Here is a 26,501-nt window from a genome sequence, read left to right on the forward strand (position 1 = left end):
GAAGATGAATGAACGATTTTGGGACAATTTAGAAATCATTCTGGCAGAAAAAGACCTCACTTGGGCAGAACTAGCTCGCAAAGTATTCAACGGTCAATATGTTTATACAAGTGAGTTTAATCGCCTCTATCAAAAATTACGGCATTACAAATCTAATCGTCTGATGCCACAAACTAGATGGGTTGAGCGAATCGTTCTAGTCTTAGAAATTGATTATGAAGATTTATTTAAGAGGTGACAATGATAAGGATAGTGTTGTTTTATCTAGCCATACAGCTTAACGGTCTTCTGGTGAGTTTATACCTGAAAGAGTATCTGACAATAGAGGGTATAGTCTTGCTACAATTGGTCCTATTAAGTGTGACTTGCTTAGAGATTACCCGTCATAAAACTGTTCAAGCAAAAAAAATAACCTTAAGCAATCGTCTAAGTTGGTTGCTTCTTGGTTTTGTGTGTATGGTTGCTTTTGCAGTCTTCATCAGCTTCCTATTTCCAGGTCAGACTAGGAATCAAGCGGTATTGGTACAAGTAGGAAAACAGGTTCCTCCTATTATCTTTTTATTGTTTCTGGTCAATGCAAGTATCCTTGAAGAGATTGTTTATAGGCAATTGCTGTGGGAAAAATTGACATTCCCTTTTGAACAAATAGGCGTGACCAGTTTTCTCTTTGTTCTATCCCATGGACCTAATCAGTTAGGGAGTTGGCTCATCTATAGCTGTCTTGGCTTGACCTTGGCTGTTGTTCGATTGAAAACTGATTGTATGACGGCAATCGCCTTACATTTACTTTGGAATAGTTTGGCTTATGTCGTAACTTTCTTGTGATACCAAAATCAAGAGTGCTTCCGTATTATGGAAGCACCTTATGTTTGATAGGGAATCGAAAAAAGAGGAGGCCACTATGTCATCTGAACAACAAGAACGTCAAGCGATGCAATACGTAGAAAGAAGTAGTTTATTGACAGTCAGAACCCTCTTAAAACTCTTAGAATGGTCGGCTAGGCAAGCCTTAGCTCAAGATTCAGCTTATAAGATTGGGGTTCAAAAAATGGAAGAACTCCTTCAAAGTCCTTACGCCATTGAAGCGATTGATGTTAGTAAAGACATACTGGATAAGCCAATCGATGTGGAGAAATTTAAGGAGTTGATGGAGTCAGAAAAACTGCCAATCGCAATTAGTTGGCAAAAAGACTATCTCTACTTTTATGCCAAGGATAAGACCTTGCTCGATCATCACTTGGATGAATTGTTGAAGAAACTGATGTCTAATCCAGAGAAGCTAGAAGGTTTAACCTTTGATAAAACCTTGGACCAAGAGATAGAACTGGCCAAAGAGAAAATTAGAGTGACAGAACCTTCGGCAGTCAAAACCAAGGAGGTGACCTTGTAATGTATTCCAGGCAAAAAGCATTTGTCTTTGGTCTCTTGGGTCTCGCCTTTGGCTATTTCTGCCATCGTCTAACTCTACTCTATGATAGTTTAACCAATGCCCCACCTATGGAACGATTTGCCTACCTCTTAGGAGAGGGGTTAAATCAGGTTTTCAATCCTTTATGGCTATTTTCCTTTACTCAAAAATCTCTTCTTGCCTTTATCCTTGGGGTTCTAACGATGACACTAGTCTATCTTTATGTATCGACAGGACAGAAAGTCTATCGAGAAGGGGAAGAATACGGTTCTGCACGATTTGGAACCAGTAAGGAAAAGCGGAACTTTTACAGTAAGAATCCTTTTAATGACACGATTTTGGCTCGTGATGTTCGTCTAACCTTGTTGGAAAAGAAGAAACCCCAGTTTGACCGAAATAAAAATTTGATTGTCATTGGGGGTTCTGGGGCAGGTAAGACCTTTCGCTTTGTGAAACCCAACCTTATCCAACTTAATTGTTCCAATATTGTCGTAGATCCGAAAGACCATTTGGCTGAGAAGACAGGTAAACTCTTTTTAGAAAACGGTTATCAGGTCAAGGTTTTAGACTTGGTTAATATGACCAATTCAGACGGTTTTAATCCCTTTCGTTATGTAGAAACAGAGAATGATTTGAACCGCATGTTAACGGTCTATTTTAACAATACCCGTGGGTCTGGTTCACGCAGTGATCCATTTTGGGATGAGGCTTCCATGACATTGGTGAGAGCTATTGCCTCTTATTTGGTGGATTTTTACAATCCTCCAGGAAGTTCTAAGCAAGAGCAGGAAGCAAGACGTAAGCGTGGCCGTTATCCAGCCTTTTCTGAGATTGGGAAACTCATCAAACTCCTATCAAAGGGAGACAATCAGGACAAAAGTGTTCTTGAAGTCCTGTTTGAAGATTATGCTAAAAAATATGGTCACGAAAACTTTACCATGCGAAACTGGGCGGATTTTCAGAACTACAAGGACAAGACCTTGGATTCGGTCATTGCGGTCACAACAGCTAAATTTGCCCTTTTTAATATTCAATCGGTGACTGATTTGACGCAAAGAGACACTATGGATTTGAAAACGTGGGGCACTCAAAAGACCATGGTCTATCTTGTTATTCCAGATAATGACACTACCTTTCGTTTTCTATCTGCATTATTTTTCTCTACGGTTTTCTCCACTTTGACCAGACAGGCTGATGTTGACTTTAAAGGGCAACTGCCTATTCATGTTAGAAGCTATCTGGATGAGTTTGCGAATGTCGGAGAAATCCCAGACTTTGCCGAACAAACCTCAACAGTTCGCTCTAGGAACATGAGTCTAGTTCCAATCTTGCAAAATATTGCTCAACTCCAAGGACTTTATAAGGAAAAAGAGGCTTGGAAAACTATACTGGGGAACTGTGACAGCCTCCTCTATTTGGGTGGAAATGACGAGGAAACTTTCAAATTTATGAGTGGTCTTCTAGGTAAACAAACCATTGATGTCAGAAGTACCAGTCGCTCTTTTGGGCAGACGGGTTCAAGTTCGACCTCTCACCAGAAAATTGCTCGTGACTTGATGACGGCTGATGAAGTAGGGAATATGAAACGAGATGAGTGTCTTGTACGCATTGCAGGGGTTCCTGTTTTTCGAACCAAGAAATATTTTCCGCTCAAACATAAGAATTGGAAATGGCTTGCGGATAAGGAAACCGATGTACGCTGGTGGCACTATCATATCAATCCCCTAACCGCTGAGGAAGAGGTAGATTTGTCAGGCCATAAAATAAGGGATTTAAGCACAGAAACGACACTACATTAATAGAAATGAGGAATTATATGAATCAAAAACTAACAGGCTTTGTTTACGGAGTGGACGCCAGCTCCATGTTCTCTCAAGCCATGTCTCTATTACAAAAAGGCTTAATTGCAGTAGGAGCCTTTCTTGTTGTCATGGGCATTATCAACCTTTCAACCAACATTAAAGATGGTGGACCAGGTGTCCGAAATGCTATTCTAGAAATTGTTGGTGGGGTCATGGTGGGAGCCGCTGGTGCTTTTGTGACTCAGATTACCATTTAGGGGAGGACAGCACATGACATGATGATGAATTTTACGTCACCTTTTGTATATCTAGCCTCTGAAAAAGTATCTAGCGATAGCCTTTTTGAAGGGTTTCAAGTGGATTTAGAATCAACCGCCAACTTGGTTAAGTCACTAGCGGACTTTAATCCGACGGTTTGGTCTTACATGACAGCCATTACAAAGGGGATTATGCAGCCCTTGGGAGTAGCTATTCTTGCGGTTGTTCTCGTACTCGAATTTTCAAAAATGGCCAAGAAAATCGCAAACTCAGGTGGTGCAATGACCTTTGAAGCCATAGCACCTATGATTGTCAGCTACATCATGGTTGCGGTCGTGATTACCAATACGACGGTTATTGTGGAAGCCATTATTGCCCTTGCTTCTTATGTTATTGAACAAGTGGCAAGTCTTGTCACGAATGGTGGTGCTAATTACGATACCATATCAGGCATTAAGGGATCTGGAATTGTAGGAAAAATGATTATTGGCTTTTTTGCGATTCTCATTTGGTTGGTACGAATGGCCAGCATCATGGTTGTCAATATCTTGATTACCATTCGCTTTATCCAACTCTATCTGATGATACCTTTTGCTCCTGTTACCATTCCAACCTTTCTTAGTGATGACTGGAGAAGTGTAGGGATTGGCTACCTTAAGAATATAATGGTCTATGCCGTTCAAGGTATTTTGATTTTTCTAATTGTATCTCTTGTTCCCTTGTTTGAATCGGCTGGAAAGATTGCCGTATCAAATGGAGCTGGAGTCATGGAATCACTTGCCATTATGTTTGGTGGCTTGGTACAGGCCATATTGTTAATCATTGCCTTAGTTGGCAGTCAACGAACCGCCCGAAGTATTTTGGGGATGTAGGAGGAAGGGAGTCATTATCTCGCCTCCTCTTTTTATAGCTTACTTAGATTGGAGAACATTTATGAACACTCGTGTCTTTAAGGACATCTCAAAGGTTCAACACAGGGCATGGCTAGGATTTACAACTAGACAGGTTATTTTTGTATTTCCAGCCGTCGCCCTAACCATTTTGGTATTGGGCTTGAACCTATTTTACTGGCAATTTGGGGATTGGTTTGTCTATGGTTTTGTTTTTAGCTTTACCATTCCACTCATGTTATTTGGGGTCTATCGCCCCAACGATTTACCATTTGAAACCTACCTCAAGTACCGTTTTCATTATGAACTAACAGTACCAGATCGTACATTTACTGGAAGAAAAGGAGACCAACGTGAAAAAATTAAAACACTCAATGAAACCAAAGACCTCTTCTAATGACAAAAATCAAAAGACGAAAACACAGAAGCAGGAGATCAGACCTTCTACCGTAAATACGTTAGCCTATCAAGGGCTTTTTCAGAATGGCCTTATGCAGGTCAGTCCAACCTATTTCTCACAAACCTATCTTTTAGGAGATGTTAATTATCAAACAGTTGGCTTAGATGATAAGGGAGCTATCGTGGAGAAATATTCCGATTTAATCAATTCACTGGATGATAAGACTAATTTCCAACTGACCATCTTCAATCAAAAAGTTAATTTGGAAAAATTCCGTAAGAGTATTCTCTATCCCTTACAGGAAGATGGGTTTGATGCTTATCGTGATGAATTGAATCGTATGATGGATGCCAACTTAGAGGCGGGTGAGAACAACTTTTCAGCTGTCAAGTTTCTTTCATTTGGCAAGAGCGACCAAACACCAAAACTAGCTTTTCGTTCTCTGTCACAAATTGGAGAATATTTCAAGAGTGGCTTTTCAGAGATTGATGTATCTCTTGGTCTGCTCGGTGGAGAGGAGCGAGTGAATGTCCTTGCGGATATGTTACGAGGTGAAAATCATTTACCGTTCTCTTACAAGGATTTAACCCTCTCAGGTCAATCCACCAAACACTTTATTGCCCCAACCTACCTTTCCTTTAAACACAAGAATCATATTGAATTGGACGATCGTTTATTACAGATTGTTTATGTTCGTGACTATGGCATGGAGTTAGGGGATAAATTTATTCGTGACCTCATGCAGTCAGATTTGGAAGTGATGATTAGCCTACATGCTAAAGGCTCTACCAAGTCTGAAACCATGACCAAGCTGCGAACCAAGAAAACCTTGATGGAATCGCAAAAGATTGGGGAACAACAAAAGATGGCTCGGACAGGTATCTATTTGGAGAAGGTCGGGCATGTTCTTGAGAACAACATCGATGAAGCTGAAGCTCTTCTTCAAACCATGACCCAAACAGGAGATAAACTGTTTGACACCGTATTTCTAATTGGCGTGCTGGCGGATACTGAAGATCAACTCAAACAATCTCTTGATATTATCAAGCAAGTGGCAGGGTCTAATGATATGATTATTGATAATTTGACTTATATGCAAGAAGCTGCCTTTAATAGTCTCTTGCCATTTGGGAAGAACTATCTTGAAGGTGTTTCTCGGTCTCTATTGACTTCAAACATTGCCGTGAATGCACCTTGGACTTCTGTTGATATTCAGGACAAGGGTGGGAAATTTTATGGCATCAATCAAATCTCAAGTAATATCATCAGTATTGACCGTGGCAAGTTAAATACTCCGTCAGGTTTGATTTTAGGGACTTCTGGAGCTGGCAAAGGGATGGCGACAAAACATGAAATCATCTCTACAAAGCTCAAGGAAGCAGATAGTGATACTGAAATTATTATTGTTGACTCAGAAAACGAGTACAGTATTATCGGTCAAGCCTTTGGTGGGGAGAGTATTGATATTGCCCCAGATTCTACCACCTTCTTAAATGTCTTAGATCTATCTGATGAGAATATGGATGAGGACCCAGTTAAGGTCAAATCCGAATTTCTCTTGTCTTGGATTGGAAAGCTCTTAGACCGCAAAATGGATGGTCGTGAAAAATCCTTGATAGATCGTGTGACAAGACTCACTTATAAGCATTTTGACACACCGTCCTTGGTCGAATGGGTCTTTGTCTTAGCTCAACAACCTGAACAGGAAGCTAAGGACTTGGCACTGGATATGGAACTCTATGTGGAAGGGTCGCTGGACATATTTTCACATCGGACCAATATCAAAACTGACAGTCATTTCCTGATTTACAATGTCAAAAAGTTAGGCGATGAATTAAAACAGATTGCCCTCATGGTTATCTTTGACCAGATTTGGAATCGTGTGGTGAAGAATCAAAAACTAGGGAAGAAGACCTGGATTTACTTTGATGAAATGCAGCTTCTCTTATTGGACAAGTATGCCTCTGATTTTTTCTTTAAACTCTGGAGTCGTGTCCGTAAGTATGGGGCGATACCGACAGGTATTACTCAGAATGTAGAAACGCTTCTTTTGGATGCTAATGGCAGACGCATTATTGCCAATAGCGAGTTTATGATTCTTTTAAAACAGGCTAAGAGCGATCGCGAAGAATTGGTACATATGCTTGGACTTTCCAAGGAATTGGAGAAATACTTGGTCAATCCTGAAAAAGGGGCAGGCTTAATTAAGGCCGGTTCCACCGTTGTTCCATTCAAAAATAAGATTCCACAACACACCAAGCTCTTTGACATCATGAGTACGGACCCTGAAAAAATGAGGACATGAGATGAAAGAGGATAAAAAGCTAGTTAAACAGGCTAGGCAAAACTTTCGAAGCAACTTAAAATCAGCCCGTATGCATTATCGGAAAGAAGTTAGGACCTTAAGACAGACTGTTCCTAAAAAAGTCCGATTTCGAAAACCAGCCCAAAATTCTCTGTTTCAAGATAAGAAAATAGAGTTAAAAGAAAATCTACTCAGTAGACAAAAGGAAGCAGAAGAGAAGTTTCTAAAGGAAATTACCTATGTTTCTCCTAGACTGTTGAAGGTAAAGGAAATCAATAACTATCGACTTCCGCAAGCTCAAGAACGTTTGCGGACGGCAAGAAAACATTTGTCAGAAGTGAAACTAAGGGAAAAGTCAAAATCGGTTAATCCCAAGTTTACTTTCCAAAAAGAAAATTCTTCCCTGAAGTCTCGCTTTCAGTTTCACCAAGAAAAATCATTTGATCGACTCAGTGCAGAAAAAGACGTAAGTTCTGCCAAGCGTGAGGTTAAACAACTCAAGAAAGTCCAAAAGACTAAGAAAAACTCTACCAAAGTCAAAGTTGGATTAGGCTTAGCTGCATCTGAATCGTTTGACTTGGTATCACAGGATGATGATTTAGATGGACTTAGAACCATGAAGGATACTAGTTTGAAAGCCAGACGCTATGGCAGGTTTACTTATCAAGCAGGTAAGGTGGCAGTAAAAAGTGGACAGACTGGTGTGCGGTTTACCAAAACAAAATTTTCTCATGGAAAGGAACGATTCCAGAACTTCAAAAAGGGAAAAGGATTCACACGCCAGAAACCTCTTAAATCAAGAAGACGCTACCAAACCTTTTTAAAGCTTGCCAAAAAACAAAGTGTCGCAGGTTTCAAAGGAATCGTCCAAGCCATTAAGGGAAGTATGACTTTCTTTTCTGTACTTGCGGGAAATCCTTTGACTTGGATTGTCTCAGGCACTCTCTTGATACTCCTTTTGATGATGAGCTTTTTCATGAGTGTCTCAGGTAGCAGTGTCATTCAACAAGATGAGATAGAATTGAGTAAGAGCTACACCCACATGACGTGGGAAGATGCGGAGCATACAAGAACCAACGAAAAAGGGATTACCTATTACACCAAAATTGATGAGGTTATGGTTTACATGAATCATCAATACCAAGACTATAAGCTTGACGATTTCATGGAAACGGGTGGTGTGACCTACAAATCGTTTCTCAGTCAAGTCTGGATGGACTTAAACGGTGGAGATTCTATTAAATCCATGTCTGACTTGTATAAGGAACCTGCTTACAAGCTGTCTGATGAGGACCAGGAAGAGTTAAAGGAGTTGACAGAAGGAGGCAACTATCTAGCCCTTCAAGAATTGGACAATCCCTTTCAGGGACAGACCGATGAGGATAGCTTAAGCATGACCTACCGATATGGGTATGAGGTCATTGATGAGAAACCAACGCTTCATCATCATATCATCTTAGAAGCAAAAGAAGGTCAAGTCATTGTAGCTCCGATGGATGGCAAGGTATCTCTTGATGGAGAAAACGTTGTTTTGACATCTGGTAAGGGAGTGAATAAGACTAAACTAACCTTGTTTGGCATTCATTCAGGCCGAGTGAGTGAACATCAACATGTCTTGGCAGGAGATATTATTGGTCAGACCAAAGACGGAACGGGTCTAAAAGTCACCTATCAAAAGGTTGATGATGATACGGATAAGTTGGTCTATGTCAATCCAGCTTTCTACTTTCCAAAAGTGATCCAGGTTCAGACCACCATTCTTCCAACTATCGGTCAGTTTGGTGGCGATGAGTTCGAGAGAGCCAAGGCTATTTATGATTATCTTAAAAGTAAGGGTGCGACAAATCAAGCTATTGCAGCCATTTTAGGAAATTGGTCGGTAGAATCCTCCATTAATCCAAAACGAGCTGAAGGCGACTATTTATCTCCACCAGTTGGTGCGACAGATAGTTCGTGGGATGATGAGGGCTGGCTCTCACTTAATGGTCCAACTATATACAATGGACGTTACCCAAATATTCTCAAACGTGGTTTAGGCTTAGGCCAATGGACAGATACCGCGGATGGGTCACGCAGACATACTTTATTGTTGGAATATGCCAAAGGAAAACATCAAAAGTGGTATGACTTAGGGTTACAACTGGATTTCATGTTGCATGGGGATAGTCCTTATTACACCTACTGGTTAAAGGACTTCTTCAAAAATACAGGTAGTCCAGCTAGTCTTGCCCAACTCTTTCTCATTTACTGGGAAGGAAATAGTGGTGATAAGCTACTTGAACGTCAAACACGGGCAAGTGAGTGGTATTACCAAATTGAAAAAGGCTTTAGTCAACCTAACGGTGGGACAGCACAAAGTGATCCAAAAGCACTTGAAGCTGTACGAGGAGACCTTTTTGAAAACTCTATTCCAGGAGGTGGTGACGGGATGGGTTACGCTTTCGGCCAATGTACTTGGGGAGTTGCAGCCCGTATCAATCAACTAGGTCTAAAACTCAAAGGTAAGAATGGTGAGAAGATTCCAATTATCAGTACCATGGGCAATGGCCAAGATTGGGTACGAACAGCCGCAAGTCTCGGTGGGGAGACAGGGACAAGTCCACAAGCAGGAGCTATTCTTTCCTTTGCGGGAGGAGGACATGGCACACCAACAGAATACGGACATGTGGCTTTTGTGGAGAAAGTCTACCCAGATGGTTCATTTCTTATCTCAGAAACCAACTATAATGGCAATCCAAACTATACCTTCCGTAAATTGTCTGGAGTGGATAGTAGCTTGAGTTTTGCTTATACGACGAAATAAAAATATTAGAATACTTGTCTTCTTGTCCCAAATGTTGTATGATATTGGGGACAAAGTGGTCATCTCATCTAAACTTTAAGCGTGAACATAGGTGTTGACAAATAAGGAATTATCCCGTATAATAAGGATAAATAAAGATTATAAATTACTTGTGGGCTAGTGGATATGGTCTGCACCCGCCTGTGGGCTCCGCACTCAGTTCAAACTGTTTGTTGAGAAAAAGAATAGCAGGACTGCCTACCCTTGAGGAATAGATAGGGCATATCTAGCGTGAGGTGAAACTCAATACGTGGAAGAGAAGGAAGCACCTGCTTCCTTCTCTTTTTTAGGAGAAAAATAAAATGACATATACTTTGGAATGGCTCGAGACCTTTGATGGAGAGATTGATATTCTCAATGTCGATATGTCTTGTTTGGCCAATACTATTGAGAAATATGTTTCTCAGTACAAATACGTTTATCAGACAAATATGGAGAACTATCCTGAAATTGTTCTCTCCGTCCCAAATTCCTCTATTCCCCATCTATTAGGATTATCAAGAGATCATCATGTCAATTTACCAACTAATAATGCAGGGAGTATTTTTGAAGGATTAAAGGATGATTGGACATTGCAGCGTCTAAATAAGGCTGATAATGGATGGTTTAGTGAAAATAAATTCAAAATCGTTGGCACATTACTACTTTATCAAATGTTACATGTGATGGAATGTAAATTTTATACAACGGATGGTATTTTGAATAGAAAAGTTGGTAAACGATTTAGAAGAGATAATATTTATTTTGTGGTCTTCAAATTAAGTAATGGTATTAGTTATACCGTTGAATTATCACATGAACAAGGAAATCAATACTTTCCAAGAAGTCTTAAAATCAACGACACCTTAATTACAAATTGTAGAGAAATAGAGCTGAAACTTGTTGACAAGAAACGCTTTAAGACTGCTAAAGTTAGAAAGGTTAATTGGCCGTCTTAATGTAAAAATTGATATGCTGATAATCAGGTCATCCACTTTTATGGGTGGCTTTTTTCTTTTCCCTGAACTGATTGTGATAACAAAATCAAGCCTTCTTTTTTATGATGAGGAAAGAGTGACAGTTTGTTGCTACATAAAAAAGAAAAGAAGGACTATTTATGACCAAAACATGTAATCATCACATTCTTGTCAATCAGGAAAAAGGCGAGAAACACGTCTTTCGCAAGAGTAAAAAATATCGCACTCTATGTTCCGTTGCCCTTGGAACTATGGTGACCGGTGTTGTTGCTTGGGGAGGTACGGTTGCACATGCTGATGAAGTCACATCATCAGTTGACACCGCCATTCAACGAACGGAGAATCCAGCCACAAATTTACCAGAAGCACAGCCAAACCCTGTATCTGAACAAACTGAAAGTTTAGCGTTAACTGGACAATCTAACGGTGCAATTGCAGTCACCGTACCACATGATACGGTAACAAAAGCAGTTGAAGAGGCAAAGGTTGCAGGTGTTTCTACGGTTGAAGATAGCCCAATGGATTTGGGAAATACAAGATCTGCGGCAGAAACCAACCAACAAATTTCAAAAGCTGAAGCAGATGCCCAAAACCAAGTTGAGGCTATCAATGAAGTCACTAAAACCTACAAAGCTGACAAAGCGACATACGAATCGAATAAAGCCCGCATTGAACAAGAAAATAAGGAGCTGTCACAGGCCTACGAAGGGGCCAACCAAACTGGTAAAGAGACAAATGCTTGGGTTGATACCAAAGTCAATGACCTAAAAAGTCGGTATGTAGATGCTGATGTGACAGTAATTGAACAAGTAGTTTCATCAGGAAATGGGACATCTGTACTTGACTATACAAACTATGGCAAGGCTGTTGAAACCATTCAATCAACTAACGAACAAGCTGTAGCAGATTATCTAACAAAGAAAACAAAGGCAGATGATATTGTTGCGAAAAATCAGGCCATTCAAAAAGAAAATGAAGCTGGACTTGCTAAGGCAAAGGCAGATAATGAAGCCATTGAAAGGCGTAATCAGGCTGGTCAAGCAGCTGTTGATGCTGAAAACCGTGCAGGTCAAGCCGCAGTAGATCAAGCTAATAAGGAGAAACAACAATTCGTTTCAGATCGTGCAGCCGAGATTGAAGCCATTACCAAACGTAATAAAGAAAAAGAAGCCGCAGCCAGAAAAGAGAATGAAGCGATTGATGCCTATAATGCCAAAGAAATGGAACGCTATCAACGTGACTTGGCCGAGATTTCAAAAGGTGAAGAAGGTTATATTTCTGAAGCCCTTGCTCAAGCCCTCAATCTCAATAACGGTGAGCCACAAGCACAACATGGAGCAATTACCCGAAATCCTAATCAGATCATTTCAACTGGTGATGCCATGCTGGGTGGCTACTCAAGAATTTTGGATTCAACAGGATTCTTTGTCTATGACAGCTTCAAAACAGGTGAGACTCTTAGTTTTAACTATCAAAATCTCCAAAATGCACGATTTGATGGGAAAAAGATTAGTCGTGTGACTTACGATATTACCAACCTTGTATCACCAGCTGGAACCAATGCCGTGAAATTGGTTGTACCAAACGATCCCACAGAGGGTTTTATTGCCTATCGAAATGACGGAAATGGTGACTGGCGAACAGACAAGATGGAGTTTCGTGTAGTTGCTAAGTATTTCTTGGAAGACGGAACGCAGGTCACTTTTTCTAAAGAGAAACCAGGTGTCTTCACGCATTCTTCCCTGAATCATAATGACATTGGTTTAGAATATGTTAAAGATTCAACTGGGAAATTTGTGCCGATTAATGGTTCAACCGTTCAAGTGACTAATGAAGGTCTGGCCCGTTCGTTGGGTTCCAACCGTGCAAGCGATTTGAATTTACCTGAAGAATGGGATACCACATCAAGTCGTTATGCTTATAAAGGAGCTATTGTCTCAACGGTCACATCAGGCAATACCTATACAGTCACCTTTGGGCAAGGCGATATGCCACAGAATGTTGGATTGTCTTACTGGTTTGCCTTAAATACCCTACCAGTGGCACGTACAGTAACACCATATAGTCCCAAACCTCATGTAACGGTGGAACTTGAACCCATTCCAGAACCTATTACGGTAACACCAGATATCTATACACCAAAAACATTTACACCAGAAAAGCCTGTAACCTTCACACCAAAGCCTTTGGAAGAAGTAGTGCAGCCTAGTCTGTCCTTGACCAAAGTAACCTTACCTGTCAAACTTATTCCAAAAGAACTTCCAACGCCACCACAAGTACCCACTGTCCATTATCATGCGTACCGTTTGACGACAACTCCAGAGATTATGAAAGAAGTGGTCAATAGTGACCAAGCTAATCTTCATGAGAAAACTGTCGCAAAAGATTCAACGGTGATTTATCCCTTAACAGTTGATGTCTTATCGCCCAATCGTGCCCAAACGACTAGTCTCATTTTTGAGGACTACTTGCCTGCTGGTTACCTCTTTGATAAGGAAACAACACAAAAAAAGAATGGAAACTATGTCCTTAGCTTTGATGAGACTAAGAATTTTGTGACCTTGACCGCAAAGGAAAACTTGTTGCAGGAGGTAAATAAAGATTTAACCAAGGTTTATCAACTGAACGCTCCAAAACTCTATGGTTCTGTTCAAAATGATGGGGCAACCTATTCCAATAGTTACAAACTCCTTTTGAACAAGGGTACAATCAATGCTTACACAGTCACTTCAAATGTTGTAACGGTTCGTACACCAGGTGATGGGGAGACAACCACGCTCATTACACCAGATAAAAACAATGAAAATGCGGATGGTGTCCTCATTAATGACACGGTCGTAGCCCTTGGCACAATCAACCACTACCAATTGATTTGGGATTTGGACCAGTATCATGGAGATCGTTCTGCTAAAGACACAATTGCACGAGGCTTCTTCTTTGTGGACGACTACCCAGAGGAAGTGCTTGATGTGGTGGAAAATGGCACGGCTATTACAACCCTTGACGGTCAGAAGGTATCAGGAATTACGGTTAAAAACTATGCTTCCCTATATGAAGCCCCTAAAGACCTTCAAGATAAATTGGCTCGTGCTAAGATTACACCAACAGGTGCCTTTCAAGTCTTTTTGCCGGATGACAACCAAGCCTTTTATGACCAGTATGTTCAAACAGGAACTTCTTTAGCTCTTTTGACCAAAATGATGGTGAAAGATAGTCTCTATGATCAAACTAAGACCTATACAAACAAGGCTTATCAAGTTGATTTTGGAAATGGCTATGAAACCAAGGAAGTGACCAACACCCTTGTTTCTCCAGAACCCAAGAAACAGAACCTCAATAAAGACAAAGTGGACATCAATGGGAAGCCCATGCTAGTGGGAACTCAAAATCACTATACTCTCTCATGGGACTTGGACCAATACCGAGGGATTAAAGCAGACAACACTCAGATTGCACAAGGTTTTTACTTTGTGGATGATTATCCAGAAGAAGCTTTACTGCCGGATGAAGCAGCTATTCAGTTTGTCACATCTGATGGTAAAACAGTTTCAGGAATCATGGTGAAGGCTTATTCTCGATTATCAGAAGCTCCTAACTCCTTACAAGCAGCCCTTTCGAAACAAAAAATTCAGCCTAAAGGAGCTTTTCAAGTTTTCATGCCTAAGGACCCACAAGCCTTTTTTGAATCTTATGTGACCAAGGGGGAGAATATTATCATCGTTACTCCGATGACGGTTTTGGAAACCATGCTTAATTCAGGGAAGTCTTATGAAAACGTGGCTTATCAGGTGGACTTTGGGCAAGCCTATGAAACCAACACGGTTACCAATTTTGTCCCTAAAGTAACTCCACATAAGTCTAATACCAATCAAGAAGGTATTTCAATTGATGGAAAGACTGTCCTTCCGAATACAGTCAATTATTACAAAATTGTCTTGGATTACAGTCAATACAAGGACATGGTCGTGACGGATGATGTTCTTGCCAAGGGATTTTACATGGTAGATGATTACCCAGAAGAAGCCCTTACCCTAATTCCTGATGGCATTCAAGTTTTGGATAAGGATGGCAATCGTGTATCTGGTATCTCTGTCAGCACCTACGCTAGTTTGTCAGAAGCTCCGAAAGTTGTTCAAGATGCCATGGCTAAACGTCAGTTTACACCTAAAGGAGCCATTCAAGTTCTTAGTAGCGATGATCCAAAAGCCTTTTATGAGACCTATGTGAAGACTGGTCAAACCTTAGTGGTCACGCTTCCGATGACGGTAAAAAATGAGTCGACCAAAACAGGTGGTCAGTATGAAAATACAGCCTATCAGATTGATTTTGGCTTGGCCTATGTCACGGAAACAGTGGTCAATAATGTTCCCAAACTAGACCCACAAAAAGATGTGGTGATTGACTTGTCTCATAAAGATGACAGCCTTGACGGGAAAGAAGTGGCCTTGCATCAAACCTTTAACTATCGCTTGGTTGGAGCGATGATTCCAAGCAATCGTGCGACTGATTTATTTGAATATGGTTTTGAAGATAACTATGATGAAAAGCATGATGAGTACAATGGTGTTTACCGCAGCTATCTGATGACGGATGTCACCCTCAAAGACGGTTCTGTCTTAAAAGAAGGAACGGAAGTCACGAAATATACCTTGCAACAAGTGGATACAGAAAATGGCCTAGTGTCAATTTCATTTGATAAATCCTTCTTAGAGACTGTCTCTGATGATTCAGCCTTTCAGGCAGATGTTTACCTTCAAATGAAACGGATTACGGCTGGTCAGGTTGAGAATACCTATCTCCATACAGTGAATGGCTATGTCATCAGCTCAAATACAGTTGTAACACATACACCTCAACCTGAAGAACCAAGTCCAAATCAACCCACACCACCTCAACCACCAATTGAGACTATTGAACCGCCTGTTCCAGCAAGCGTTTTGCCAAATACAGGGGAACAGGAATCCCTTTTGGGCTTGATTGGTGCTGGGATTTTACTTGGTACGGCTTATGGACTTAAGAAAAAGGAGGAGAAGTAGATGAATTCGAAAACCATTTATGAAAAGGATTCAGACCAGGATGGTCTGACAGATGCTCAGGAAATAGCTTTGGGAACCAATCCGCAGTCTGTTGACACAGATGGTGATGGTCAAGCTGATTTAGAAGAGCTACAATCTGGACATTCACCACTAGTCCCACAAAAGGAGTTGTGTGATGGCTTGGAACTTTGACACCATGAAAGAGGCTTTGTCTGAAATGGAGAAGGTCGATTACCAAGAGTTTATCAAAGCCTTTCTCTCTTTGGAATTAAGTATTTCTGATAGAACAATCCTCAATCAGGTTTATCAAGATTATATGGATGAGGATGACCTATCCTTGATTAGTGATGAGCTACGAGTTAAAGTTGATAGTTATCAGGATGAAGTGCAGGTAGATATGACTGACATTCTGGAAAAGTTGTACCGAACAGGTGAAGGCTCTAGTTTTATTATGGATTTAATGTACTCAAATAATCTTTCAGACACCTTGGAACAGTATGAGGTTTTGGATAGTGACGATTATTCACCACTTAGCCTTGAAACCTTACAGGCCATGATTCAACAGGACTTGGCTATTTCCAGTCAGGATTATTTTGGAGATTTGGTTCACCTTGCCTTGCAAAAAGATTTACTAGACCAGAAAAGTCATTTCTTACAACACTATGTGGCAACTGTAATGGAAGGTATTCCACAAGAAAGAGACCAACGAGCCTTGGTCCTAGATTAACGCAAAGGGCTGAGAAAAACTCTCAGCCCTTTTAAAATGGGAGGGAAAATGAATCAAGAAGTCTTACTACAAATGATGAGAGCCACCATTCCTCGTGATAGAGCCTTGCTTGAGGCGTTTTTATATTACCAAGCAGAGCATTTTGATGAGGAGTGGGATAGTCTTATTCGTCAGTTTTTATCCAATAGGAAAGAAATTAAGAAATCTGTTCAGGTACTTCACTTTGAGACAGATGTTTCAGCTTTTGTCCAGGCTAGTCCTTATGATACTGCTCATGATCTATTGACCTATACACAAGTATTCGGCCAAACTGGTCTCCAAAAACTCGACAAACTATCGCCGTCTGAAAAAGACTTGGTGATTGAAGTGGCCTTGTTCAATCTGGCCACTCGTTTTCAACTATTAGACTCAAATGGACACTACCAAACTATTTCACCAGATTCACTCTTACAAAAGAGTAGGGGAGCTAATTTGGTCAATGTGTATCGTGTGGCTAATAATTTAGCGGATCGAATCAGCCGAGATATTGAGCAGTTTCTCTTGACTTACGAGCCTGAGCTTGAAACAAGAGTTGATGAAACTGTTCTAGAAAATGAAGAAACTGTTGATGAGCACAAAACAAGTGTTCATCAGGGAATATCATTTAGAGAAGAGGGCTCTCTCATCATTGCTAGTTTGGATGTAGATTTGTCTCAACTAGATGTTCAAACAGGAAAAACCAGTCATCTGCCAGCCTATGAAGAGTTGTCATTACGACGTAAATTTGAGATTCTAACTTATTTTGACCAAATTCGTAATGAACGTTCCAAAGTCCCAAGTTTTAGACGAGGTGATTTTGATACTGATATGGAAATGATACCAGTCTTTGAGGGAGAAGAGTTACTAACCTATCTAGAGGCTAATGGTAGTCCCTATGAGCTGAAACGAACGCTGACTACAGTCGAAGAAAAGGAATTAGAAAAAATTGGACAAGCTATTAGGATAGAAAATCAAAAAAAATTGACTCAGCTAGGGATTGATTTATCTCAGTTTGACCCAGACCGAGTCGGTATTTTATTGGATGCAATAGGTCGTTTTCGTTTAAAAAATGCGGACCTTGCTTTATTAGGTGGTTATCCCAAAGCCTCGGTAACTCAACTAGCCCTTGCGACAGAACTACTCCAAATGGGACTAAGTCATGAAAAGGTTGAATTTTTCTTTGGTAGCCAGCTTTCCATTGAAGAGTTGCGACAAGTTGCCTACGCCTTTTTACACCAAGAACTCAGCAGAGAAGATGCGGAGTATTTTGAAAAAGATAAGGGCAACCAGCCAGATTTGACCTTTAGAAATTGGAAGAACAAGCTAGAGAAAGCTGAGAGAAAAGAAGTAGTTGATGAAGAATTTGCGGAAAATCCACTAGTCCAGAGAGTATTGGACACTTATCCTCTGGGGTCATTGGTTTCCTATAAGGGACAGGACTTTGATGTCATGTCGGTCAGCGATGCTCGATTGAACGGTTTGATTCGGATTGAGTTAGTCAATGACTTTTCGGATATCATTGAACAAAATCCAGTTCTTTATTTGAGGACCTGGGAAGAAGTCAGTCAGGCACTTCATCAGCCAAAGGCAGAACCACAAACAGAATTAGAAGAAGCGGACCAAGAACTAAATCTTTTTTCATTTCTGGAAGAGGAGCCAGTTCAGAGTATTGGACTATTGGAACCAGATGGTTCAGAAAAAGGTCATAACGATACTGATCTTGAAGAAACAGATAATCAAATTCCTGAAGAGGTAGTAGTCGAAACAATTCCAGAGATTCCAGTAACGGACTTTTATTTTCCAGAAGATATGACGGACTTTTATCCAAAGACTGCTAGAGATAAGGTTGAGACAAACATTGCAGCTATTCGTTTGGTAAAAAATCTAGAAGTAGAGCACCGCAATGCTTCACCAAGTGAACAAGTACTCCTTGCCAAGTATGTAGGCTGGGGTGGACTTGCCAATGATTTCTTTGATGACTATAATCCAAAATTTTCTAAGGAACGAGAAGAACTGAAAAGCCTAGTCACAGATAAAGAGTATTCGGATATGAAACAGTCCTCTCTGACAGCCTATTATACAGACCCTGCCCTGATCCGTCAGATGTGGGATAAGTTGGAAATAGATGGTTTTACAGGTGGCAAAATCCTAGATCCTTCCATGGGAACAGGGAATTTTTTTGCAGCAATGCCCAAACACTTAAGAGAAAAGAGTGAGTTATATGGTGTGGAATTAGATACTATTACAGGAGCTATTGCCAAACACCTTCATCCCAATAGTCACATTGAAATTAAGGGCTTTGAGACGGTAGCTTTTAACGACAATAGTTTTGATTTGGTGATTTCAAATGTGCCCTTTGCCAATATACGAATTGCGGATAACAGGTACGATAGGCCTTACATGATTCATGACTATTTTGTCAAAAAGTCACTTGATTTGGTCCATGATGGTGGCCAAGTAGCGATTATCTCTTCCACAGGAACTATGGATAAGCGAACAGAAAATATTTTACAAGATATTCGTGAGACAACTGAATTTCTTGGTGGGGTTCGACTGCCTGATTCTGCCTTTAAGGCCATTGCAGGAACGAGTGTCACAACTGATATGTTATTCTTCCAGAAACACTTAGACAAGGAATATGTGTCAGACGACTTAGCCTTTTCAGGTTCCATTCGTTATGAAAAGGATAGTCGCATTTGGCTCAATCCTTATTTTGATGGGGAATACAATAGCCAGGTGCTAGGAACCTACGAGGTCAGAAATTTTAATGGCGGAACACTTTCTGTTAAAGGGATTAGTGATGACTTGATTGCAAGTGTTGAAACAGCTCTACATCAAGTAAAAGCCCCAAGAAAGATTGATAGAAATGAGGTCATCATTAACCCAGATGTGTTGACCAAACAAGTCATTGATACCTCCATTCCAGCTGAAATGAGGGAGAATCTAGGTCAGTACAGTTTTGGTTATCAGGGTTCTACAGTTTACTATCGAGATAACAAAGGCATTCGAGTCGGAACCAAGACGGAAGAAATCAGTTACTATGTCGATGAAGAGGGCAACTTCAAAGCATGGGACACCAAACATTCTCAAAAGCAGATTGATCGCTTTAATGCCTTAGAAGTGACTGATAACACTGCTCTGGATGTCTATGTGACCGATGATGCAGCAAAACGTGGACAATTTAAGGGGTATTATAAAAAGACAGTTTTCTATGAAGCTCCATTGTCTGATAAAGAAGTGGCACGAATCAAAGGAATGGTGGACATTCGAAATGCTTACCAAGAGGTCATTGCCATTCAACGCCATTATGACTATGATAAGAAGACCTTTAGCCACTTGTTAGGCAAACTAAATCGTACTTATGATAGCTTTGTCAAACGTTATGGGTATTTGAATAGTGCTGTGAACCGCAATCTTTTTGATAGTGATGATAAGTATTCGCTTCTGGCTAGTTTGGAAGATGAAAGTCTAGATCCAAGTGGAAAGTCTGTTATCTATACTAAATCCCTTGCCTTTGAAAAGGCTCTAGTGCGTCCTGAAAAAGAGGTTAAAAAGGTACATACAGCCCTTGATGCCTTAAATTCCAGTTTGGCTGACGGACGTGGTGTTGATTTCGCTTATATGATGTCTATCTATCAGGTTGAATCGAAGATGACTTTGATTGAGGAGTTAGGCGACCTCATTATGCCTGATCCTGAGAAGTATTTGAATGGGGAGCTGTCCTATGTTTCTCGCCAAGACTTTCTGTCAGGGGATGTCGTTACCAAGTTAGAAGTGGTGGACCTATTTGTCAAACAAGACAATCAGGACTTTAACTGGCCGCATTATGCAGGACTTCTAGAAACAGTCAAACCAGCACGCATTACTTTAGCAGACATTGATTATCGAATCGGTTCCCGCTGGATTCCTTTGTCTGTTTTTGGAAAATTTGCCCAAGAAACCTTTATGGGGAAAGCCTATGAACTGTCAGACCAAGAAGTAGCAACAGTCCTTGAAGTCAGTCCCATTGACGGGGTTATCACTTACCAATCTAAGTTTGCCTACACCTATTCCAACGCAACGGATAGGAGTTTAGGTGTCCCTGCTTCACGCTATGATAGTGGTCGAAAAATCTTTGAAAACCTCCTGAATTCCAATCAACCAACCATCACAAAACAAGTTGTCGAAGGGGATAAGAAAAAGAATGTGACAGATGTGGAGAAAACAACAGTCCTGCGTGCTAAGGAAACACACCTACAAGAACTCTTTCAAGGTTTTGTAGCAAAGTATCCAGAAGTCCAACAGATGATTGAAGACACCTATAACGGGCTCTACAATCGCACAGTATCAAAGGTCTATGATGGTAGCCATTTAATCATTGATGGACTTACCCAGAATATTTCCTTACGTCCTCACCAAAAAAATGCCATTCAACGGATTGTGGAGGAGAAACGTGCCCTACTAGCCCATGAGGTAGGGTCTGGAAAAACCTTGACCATGCTTGGAGCTGGCTTCAAGTTGAAAGAATTAGGAATGGTACATAAACCACTTTATGTGGTGCCGTCTAGTCTGACTGCTCAGTTTGGTCAAGAAATCATGAAATTCTTCCCAACCAAGAAAGTCTATGTGACCACCAAGAAAGATTTTGCCAAAGCCAAACGCAAACAGTTTGTATCACGTATTATCACAGGGGACTATGATGCCATTGTCATTGGAGATTCACAATTTGAGAAGATACCGATGAGTCGTGAAAAACAGGTCACCTATATCAATGACAAACTTGAACAACTCAGAGAAATCAAGCTAGGAAGTGACTCTGATTATACGGTGAAAGAAGCAGAGCGTTCGATTAAGGGACTAGAGCACCAATTAGAAGAACTCCAAAAACTGGAGCGGGATACCTTTATTGAATTTGAAAACCTTGGCATTGATTTTCTTTTTGTGGATGAGGCTCATCACTTCAAGAATATCCGACCAATCACTGGACTTGGGAATGTCGCGGGTATCACCAATACCACTTCAAAAAAGAACGTAGACATGGAAATGAAGGTGAGACAGTTTCAGGCAGAGCATGGCGATAGAAATGTTGTTTTTGCGACAGGAACACCAGTCTCAAACTCCATTAGTGAACTTTTCACTATGATGAATTACATTCAACCCGATGTCTTGGAACGATACCAGGTATCCAATTTTGACTCCTGGGTTGGGGCTTTTGGGAATATCGAAAACTCTATGGAACTAGCCCCGACAGGAGATAAATACCAACCTAAGAAACGGTTCAAGAAATTTGTCAACCTTCCTGAACTCATGCGAATTTACAAGGAAACAGCTGATATTCAGACTTCAGATATGCTTGATTTACCTGTACCTGAAGCTAAGATTATTGCGGTGGAAAGCGAGTTAACGCAAGCTCAGAAATACTATTTAGAAGAACTGGTAGAGCGTTCAGACGCTATCAAGTCAGGTAGTGTTGATCCAAGTAGAGATAACATGCTTAAAATCACAGGTGAAGCCAGAAAACTAGCCATTGATATGCGGTTGATTGACCCTGCTTATAATTTATCAGATAATCAGAAAATCCTTCAAGTGGTCGATAATGTCGAGCGGATTTACCGTGAAGGAGCTGGAGACAAAGCCACACAGATGATTTTCTCTGATATTGGTACCCCTAAAAGTAAGGAAGAGGGTTTTGATGTCTACAATGAACTTAAGGACTTGCTAGTCGATCGAGGTATTCCAAAGGAACAAATTGCCTTTGTCCATGATGCCAATACTGATGAGAAGAAAAACTCACTGTCACGAAAGGTCAATAGTGGTGAAGTGCGGATTCTCATGGCTTCTACGGAAAAAGGTGGAACTGGTCTAAACGTACAATCACGCATGAAAGCTGTCCACCACTTAGATGTTCCTTGGCGTCCCTCAGATGTAGGACGGATTTTGCGGACATTCAAAATAAAAAAGAATGTGGAGGTAACAGACAATGGCAAAATCATTATTTGAGGAACTGGGCGGCAAATACGAAAGGCAAGGGGATTATTTGATACCGTGCTTAACTGTACCCGCCGAAGAAGAACAGGCAATAGGCATCTGGGGGCAACGGCATTTAGATTATCTAAAACAGTACCGTAAAGTTACATACACCAATCTTCTTACAAGCGGCAGGCTAAACGCCTACCTTGCCGACATCAACAGACAGGCACAGGAACGCTTTGAAAGGCTCATAGAGGGTATGAAACAGGCACAGGGCATAACGGAACAGCTAAAGGCAGAAAACGCCTTAGAATGGACAGGATGCCTCAATAACATAAGGGCTTGTGCGAGGGAGATTGTGGAAAAGGAAATTATTTTTGCATAAACAGATGATTAGTGGCAGGGGGAAATCCTGCCGCTTTTTCTGCTTTAGTTTGTCAGCTTGACAAATAAAGGGTTAAGGAATATAATTAGATTCAGTATTATACAAGGAGTTAATAAATATGCGGCAAGGTATTCTTAAATAAACTGTCAATTTGATAGTGGGAACAAAAAGTAGCAGTCCCGTTTCACTTTTAATATGGGGCTTAGTTTTTTGTACCCAGTTTAAGAATACTTTTATCATGTAATTTTATATGCCCGAAAACATATAAGTGTTTTGGGGCTATTGGAGTTATTTACCCAGTGATAGGAGTATTTATCACTGGGTATTTTTATGCCCTTTTTTGGGTGTTGATAGGAGGAAAATCACATGAAAATAATTAACTTAGGCATTCTGGCTCACGTTGACGCAGGAAAGACAACATTAACGGAAAGTTTATTGTATACCAGTGGTGCAATTGCAGAACTAGGGAGCGTAGATGAAGGCACAACAAGGACAGATACAATGAATTTGGAGCGTCAAAGGGGAATCACTATCCAGACAGCAGTGACATCTTTTCAGTGGGAGGATGTAAAAGTCAACATTATAGATACGCCAGGCCATATGGATTTTTTGGCGGAAGTATACCGTTCTTTATCCGTATTAGACGGAGCAGTATTATTAGTTTCTGCAAAGGATGGCATACAGGCACAGACCCGTATACTGTTTCATGCACTACAGATAATGAAGATTCCGACAATTTTTTTCATCAATAAAATTGACCAAGAGGGGATTGATTTGCCAATGGTATATCGGGAAATGAAAGCAAAGCTTTCTTCGGAAATTATAGTGAAGCAAAAGGTTGGGCAGCATCCCCATATAAATGTAACGGACAATGACGATATGGAACAGTGGGATGCGGTAATTATGGGAAACGATGAACTATTAGAGAAATATATGTCAGGGAAACCGTTTAAAATGTCAGAACTGGAACAGGAAGAAAACAGGAGATTCCAAAACGGAACGTTATTTCCCGTTTATCACGGAAGCGCTAAAAACAATCTGGGGATTCGGCAGCTTATAGAAGTAATTGCCAGTAAATTTTATTCATCAACGCCTGAAGGTCAATCTGAACTATGCGGGCAGGTTTTTAAGATTGAATATTCAGAGAAAAGGCGGCGTTTTGTTTATGTGCGTATATATAGCGGAACATTGCATTTGAGGGATGTTATTAGAATATCTGAAAAAGAGAAAATAAAAATCACAGAGATGTATGTTCCGACAAACGGTGAATTATATTCATCCGATACAGCCTGCTCTGGTGATATTGTAATTTTACCAAATGATGTTTTGCAGCTAAACAGTATTTTGGGGAACGAAATACTGTTGCCGCAGAGAAAATTTATTGAAAATCCTCTCCCTATGCTCCAAACAACGATTGCAGTAAAGAAATCTGAACAGCGGGAAATATTGCTTGGGGCACTTACAGAAATTTCAGATGGCGACCCTCTTTTAAAATATTATGTGGATACTACAACGCATGAGATTATACTTTCTTTTTTGGGGAATGTGCAGATGGAAGTCATTTGTGCCATCCTTGAGGAAAAATATCATGTGGAGGCAGAAATAAAAGAGCCTACTGTTATATATATGGAAAGACCGCTTAGAAAAGCAGAATATACCATCCACATAGAAGTCCCGCCAAATCCTTTCTGGGCTTCTGTCGGGTTGTCCATAGAGCCGCTCCCTATTGGAAGCGGAGTGCAGTATGAAAGCAGAGTTTCACTTGGATATTTAAATCAATCGTTCCAAAATGCGGTTATGGAGGGGGTTCTTTATGGCTGCGAGCAGGGGCTGTATGGATGGAAAGTGACAGACTGTAAAATCTGTTTTGAATATGGATTGTATTATAGTCCTGTAAGTACCCCCGCAGACTTTCGGCTGCTTTCCCCTATCGTATTGGAGCAGGCTTTAAAAAAAGCAGGGACAGAACTATTAGAGCCATATCTCCACTTTGAAATTTATGCACCGCAGGAATATCTCTCACGGGCGTATCATGATGCTCCAAGGTATTGTGCAGATATTGTAAGTACTCAGATAAAGAATGACGAGGTCATTCTGAAAGGAGAAATCCCTGCTAGATGTATTCAAGAATACAGGAACGATTTAACTTATTTCACAAATGGGCAGGGAGTCTGCTTGACAGAGTTAAAAGGATACCAGCCAGCTATTGGTAAATTTATTTGCCAACCCCGCCGCCCGAATAGCCGTATAGATAAGGTTCGGCATATGTTCCACAAGTTAGCTTAACAGCTTGCAAAAGTCATATAAAATGAGATTTGAAAGGATTAGAGACTAATTATGATGAAATGCGAATGGATATTGTGTCCTGTTTGTGGGAGCAAAACCCGTAATAAAATTAGGAAGGACACTGTTTTGGAGAATTATCCCCTTTATTGTCCAAAATGCAGACAAGAAAGATTGATTAAAGTTGACAACTTGAAGATAACTGTCATCAAAGAGCCAGACGCTTAAGACGCAGAGCCGATGAAATTGTGGAACAATTCACGAATCATCGGCTCTTTTTGTTTCGTATTTGAAAGAACAAACTCACCAAATAAAAAAAACGATATTCGGGTGGGTTATTTTGTTATACCCTAAATTACCCTCTGAATTTGTTTTTAAATTTGGAGGGATTTTTTTATGTCCTTTTTTCGGGCAGTTATCTATCTGCTCATACGAAGCAAAATTTATCAATACATAGCATATCAGAGAACGGCAGGAAACCAGTTAAAAAAATTTCTGCCAGTGCAACGGTACTTCTCACCTTGAAAGTAGAAGTACAATCTCCATACAATAGAATTACTATTTCCTATAACCGTAAAGGTCACAGAGCCTTTGCGGTTTTTCTTTTGTCGATTTTTGTTGGAAAGTGCCGTAGGGCTGTTTCTGATATGCGGTGTCGTTCTCCGCCTCTCCATCTGGATTTTTTACATTTCAAAAATTCAGATGGGAGGTATTTATGGTGAAATATGCACCAAGAAAGGTATATATCAGAGAAAGTGGCGGCTATGTGGAATTATCCTACACGGAGTTCTGCCGTTGCAGGGAATCCGACCAGACCTATATGGACAAGCTGTTTATCCCCATTCAAGGCTGTCTGCTTGAAGTCGTGAGGGAGCAATACACAGACTTCTACCGTGACAAGGAACGGTGGCGTTATCTGCAAAAATTAGATACAAAGAATAGACTGCTATCTCTCGACGGATTTACGGACAGCGAGGGGAATCCTCTGGACTTTATCACTGATGAAGCGGTGGACATTGCAGAAACCGTTGTCAATGCGGTCATGGTGGACAGGCTGAAAGCCGCCCTGCCTTTGCTGTCGGATAGTGAACAGGAGCTGATACAGGCAATCTTTTTTGACGGACTTTCCGAGCGTGAAGTCGGGGCGAGGTTGGGCATAACCCAGAGCGTTGTAAACAAACGCAAAGCCAGAATCCTAATAAAACTAAGAAAGATAATAGAAAATTAAAATTTAAGGCGTTC

At 40.6% G+C, this 26,501-nt stretch carries 18 protein-coding genes; all 18 read left to right on the forward strand.

All coding sequences use genetic code 11. The features are described 5' to 3' along the window. Positions 1-4 precede the first annotated feature (4 nt). Complete coding sequence (locus G574_RS0103100) at positions 5-238, forward strand: hypothetical protein (RefSeq protein WP_029690920.1); 234 nt, start codon at positions 5-7, stop codon at positions 236-238. Between the two features lie 2 nt (positions 239-240). Beyond that, entirely contained in the window at positions 241-825 is a 585-nt protein-coding gene (locus tag G574_RS0103105; protein ID WP_029690921.1) for a CPBP family intramembrane glutamic endopeptidase, read from the forward strand. Positions 826-901: 76 nt separating this feature from the next. Continuing rightward, the gene (locus G574_RS0103110) at positions 902-1,390 is read left to right on the forward strand and encodes a hypothetical protein (RefSeq protein ID WP_029690922.1); all 489 of its coding nucleotides are present in this window, start codon (positions 902-904) and stop codon (positions 1,388-1,390) included. Beyond that, entirely contained in the window at positions 1,390-3,207 is a 1,818-nt protein-coding gene (locus G574_RS0103115) for a VirD4-like conjugal transfer protein, CD1115 family (protein ID WP_029690923.1), read from the forward strand. The genes G574_RS0103110 and G574_RS0103115 overlap by 1 nt, the downstream gene beginning before the upstream one ends. Before the next feature lie 17 nt (positions 3,208-3,224). Next, positions 3,225-3,467, forward strand: a complete 243-nt coding sequence (locus G574_RS0103120; RefSeq protein ID WP_001072182.1) for a hypothetical protein — start codon at positions 3,225-3,227, stop codon at positions 3,465-3,467. A gap of 18 nt (positions 3,468-3,485) precedes the next feature. Continuing rightward, on the forward strand, positions 3,486-4,340 hold the full coding sequence (locus tag G574_RS0103125; protein WP_029690924.1) for a VirB6/TrbL-like conjugal transfer protein, CD1112 family: 855 nt from the start codon (positions 3,486-3,488) through the stop codon (positions 4,338-4,340). A gap of 61 nt (positions 4,341-4,401) precedes the next feature. Beyond that, entirely contained in the window at positions 4,402-4,755 is a 354-nt protein-coding gene (locus tag G574_RS0103130) for a PrgI family protein (protein WP_001097579.1), read from the forward strand. Beyond that, positions 4,712-7,063 (forward strand): VirB4-like conjugal transfer ATPase, CD1110 family, encoded by a 2,352-nt coding sequence (locus G574_RS0103135; protein ID WP_029690925.1) that lies wholly within the window; start codon positions 4,712-4,714, stop codon positions 7,061-7,063. The genes G574_RS0103130 and G574_RS0103135 overlap by 44 nt, the downstream gene beginning before the upstream one ends. Before the next feature lies 1 nt (position 7,064). After that, a complete protein-coding gene (locus tag G574_RS0103140) occupies positions 7,065-9,866 on the forward strand; it encodes a phage tail tip lysozyme (protein ID WP_029690926.1) in 2,802 nt (933 codons plus the stop codon). A 341-nt stretch (positions 9,867-10,207) separates the two neighbouring features. Beyond that, entirely contained in the window at positions 10,208-10,843 is a 636-nt protein-coding gene (locus G574_RS0103145) for a hypothetical protein (RefSeq protein WP_029690927.1), read from the forward strand. A 158-nt stretch (positions 10,844-11,001) separates the two neighbouring features. Next, positions 11,002-15,897: an SspB-related isopeptide-forming adhesin gene (locus tag G574_RS0103150; RefSeq protein ID WP_029690928.1), complete on the forward strand. Its 4,896-nt coding sequence runs from the start codon at positions 11,002-11,004 to the stop codon at positions 15,895-15,897. Then, positions 15,898-16,089 (forward strand): calcium-binding protein, encoded by a 192-nt coding sequence (locus G574_RS0103155; RefSeq protein WP_029690929.1) that lies wholly within the window; start codon positions 15,898-15,900, stop codon positions 16,087-16,089. After that, positions 16,073-16,624, forward strand: coding sequence for a hypothetical protein (locus tag G574_RS0103160; RefSeq protein WP_029690930.1), 552 nt, complete (start codon positions 16,073-16,075; stop codon positions 16,622-16,624). Before G574_RS0103155 ends, G574_RS0103160 begins: the two co-directional genes overlap by 17 nt. 48 nt (positions 16,625-16,672) lie before the next feature. Beyond that, the gene (locus G574_RS0103165; RefSeq protein WP_029690931.1) at positions 16,673-22,621 is read left to right on the forward strand and encodes an SNF2-related protein; all 5,949 of its coding nucleotides are present in this window, start codon (positions 16,673-16,675) and stop codon (positions 22,619-22,621) included. Further along, on the forward strand, positions 22,602-22,976 hold the full coding sequence (locus tag G574_RS0103170) for a TnpV protein (RefSeq protein ID WP_001129922.1): 375 nt from the start codon (positions 22,602-22,604) through the stop codon (positions 22,974-22,976). Before G574_RS0103165 ends, G574_RS0103170 begins: the two co-directional genes overlap by 20 nt. Before the next feature lie 366 nt (positions 22,977-23,342). Then, positions 23,343-25,262 carry a tetracycline resistance ribosomal protection protein Tet(O) gene (gene tet(O) / locus G574_RS0103175; protein WP_005357924.1) on the forward strand — a complete coding sequence of 640 codons (1,920 nt, stop codon included), beginning with the start codon at positions 23,343-23,345 and terminating at the stop codon, positions 25,260-25,262. A 54-nt stretch (positions 25,263-25,316) separates the two neighbouring features. Then, positions 25,317-25,487 carry a cysteine-rich KTR domain-containing protein gene (locus G574_RS11250; protein WP_004614788.1) on the forward strand — a complete coding sequence of 57 codons (171 nt, stop codon included), beginning with the start codon at positions 25,317-25,319 and terminating at the stop codon, positions 25,485-25,487. A gap of 487 nt (positions 25,488-25,974) precedes the next feature. Continuing rightward, positions 25,975-26,487 (forward strand): sigma-70 family RNA polymerase sigma factor, encoded by a 513-nt coding sequence (locus G574_RS0103180; protein ID WP_000241709.1) that lies wholly within the window; start codon positions 25,975-25,977, stop codon positions 26,485-26,487. The last annotated feature ends 14 nt before the right edge of the window (positions 26,488-26,501 follow it).

The organism is Streptococcus hyovaginalis DSM 12219, from assembly GCF_000420785.1.
GTDB lineage: Bacteria > Bacillota > Bacilli > Lactobacillales > Streptococcaceae > Streptococcus > Streptococcus hyovaginalis.

Coding starts and splice junctions, on each gene's coding strand:
- G574_RS0103100 (WP_029690920.1), top strand. CDS start 5: ATGAATGAACGATTTTGGGACAATTTAGAAATCATTCTGGCAGAAAAA.
- G574_RS0103105 (WP_029690921.1), top strand. CDS start 241: ATGATAAGGATAGTGTTGTTTTATCTAGCCATACAGCTTAACGGTCTT.
- G574_RS0103110 (WP_029690922.1), top strand. CDS start 902: ATGTCATCTGAACAACAAGAACGTCAAGCGATGCAATACGTAGAAAGA.
- G574_RS0103115 (WP_029690923.1), top strand. CDS start 1,390: ATGTATTCCAGGCAAAAAGCATTTGTCTTTGGTCTCTTGGGTCTCGCC.
- G574_RS0103120 (WP_001072182.1), top strand. CDS start 3,225: ATGAATCAAAAACTAACAGGCTTTGTTTACGGAGTGGACGCCAGCTCC.
- G574_RS0103125 (WP_029690924.1), top strand. CDS start 3,486: ATGATGATGAATTTTACGTCACCTTTTGTATATCTAGCCTCTGAAAAA.
- G574_RS0103130 (WP_001097579.1), top strand. CDS start 4,402: ATGAACACTCGTGTCTTTAAGGACATCTCAAAGGTTCAACACAGGGCA.
- G574_RS0103140 (WP_029690926.1), top strand. CDS start 7,065: ATGAAAGAGGATAAAAAGCTAGTTAAACAGGCTAGGCAAAACTTTCGA.
- G574_RS0103145 (WP_029690927.1), top strand. CDS start 10,208: ATGACATATACTTTGGAATGGCTCGAGACCTTTGATGGAGAGATTGAT.
- G574_RS0103150 (WP_029690928.1), top strand. CDS start 11,002: ATGACCAAAACATGTAATCATCACATTCTTGTCAATCAGGAAAAAGGC.
- G574_RS0103155 (WP_029690929.1), top strand. CDS start 15,898: ATGAATTCGAAAACCATTTATGAAAAGGATTCAGACCAGGATGGTCTG.
- G574_RS0103160 (WP_029690930.1), top strand. CDS start 16,073: ATGGCTTGGAACTTTGACACCATGAAAGAGGCTTTGTCTGAAATGGAG.
- G574_RS0103165 (WP_029690931.1), top strand. CDS start 16,673: ATGAATCAAGAAGTCTTACTACAAATGATGAGAGCCACCATTCCTCGT.
- G574_RS0103170 (WP_001129922.1), top strand. CDS start 22,602: ATGGCAAAATCATTATTTGAGGAACTGGGCGGCAAATACGAAAGGCAA.
- G574_RS11250 (WP_004614788.1), top strand. CDS start 25,317: ATGAAATGCGAATGGATATTGTGTCCTGTTTGTGGGAGCAAAACCCGT.
- G574_RS0103180 (WP_000241709.1), top strand. CDS start 25,975: ATGGTGAAATATGCACCAAGAAAGGTATATATCAGAGAAAGTGGCGGC.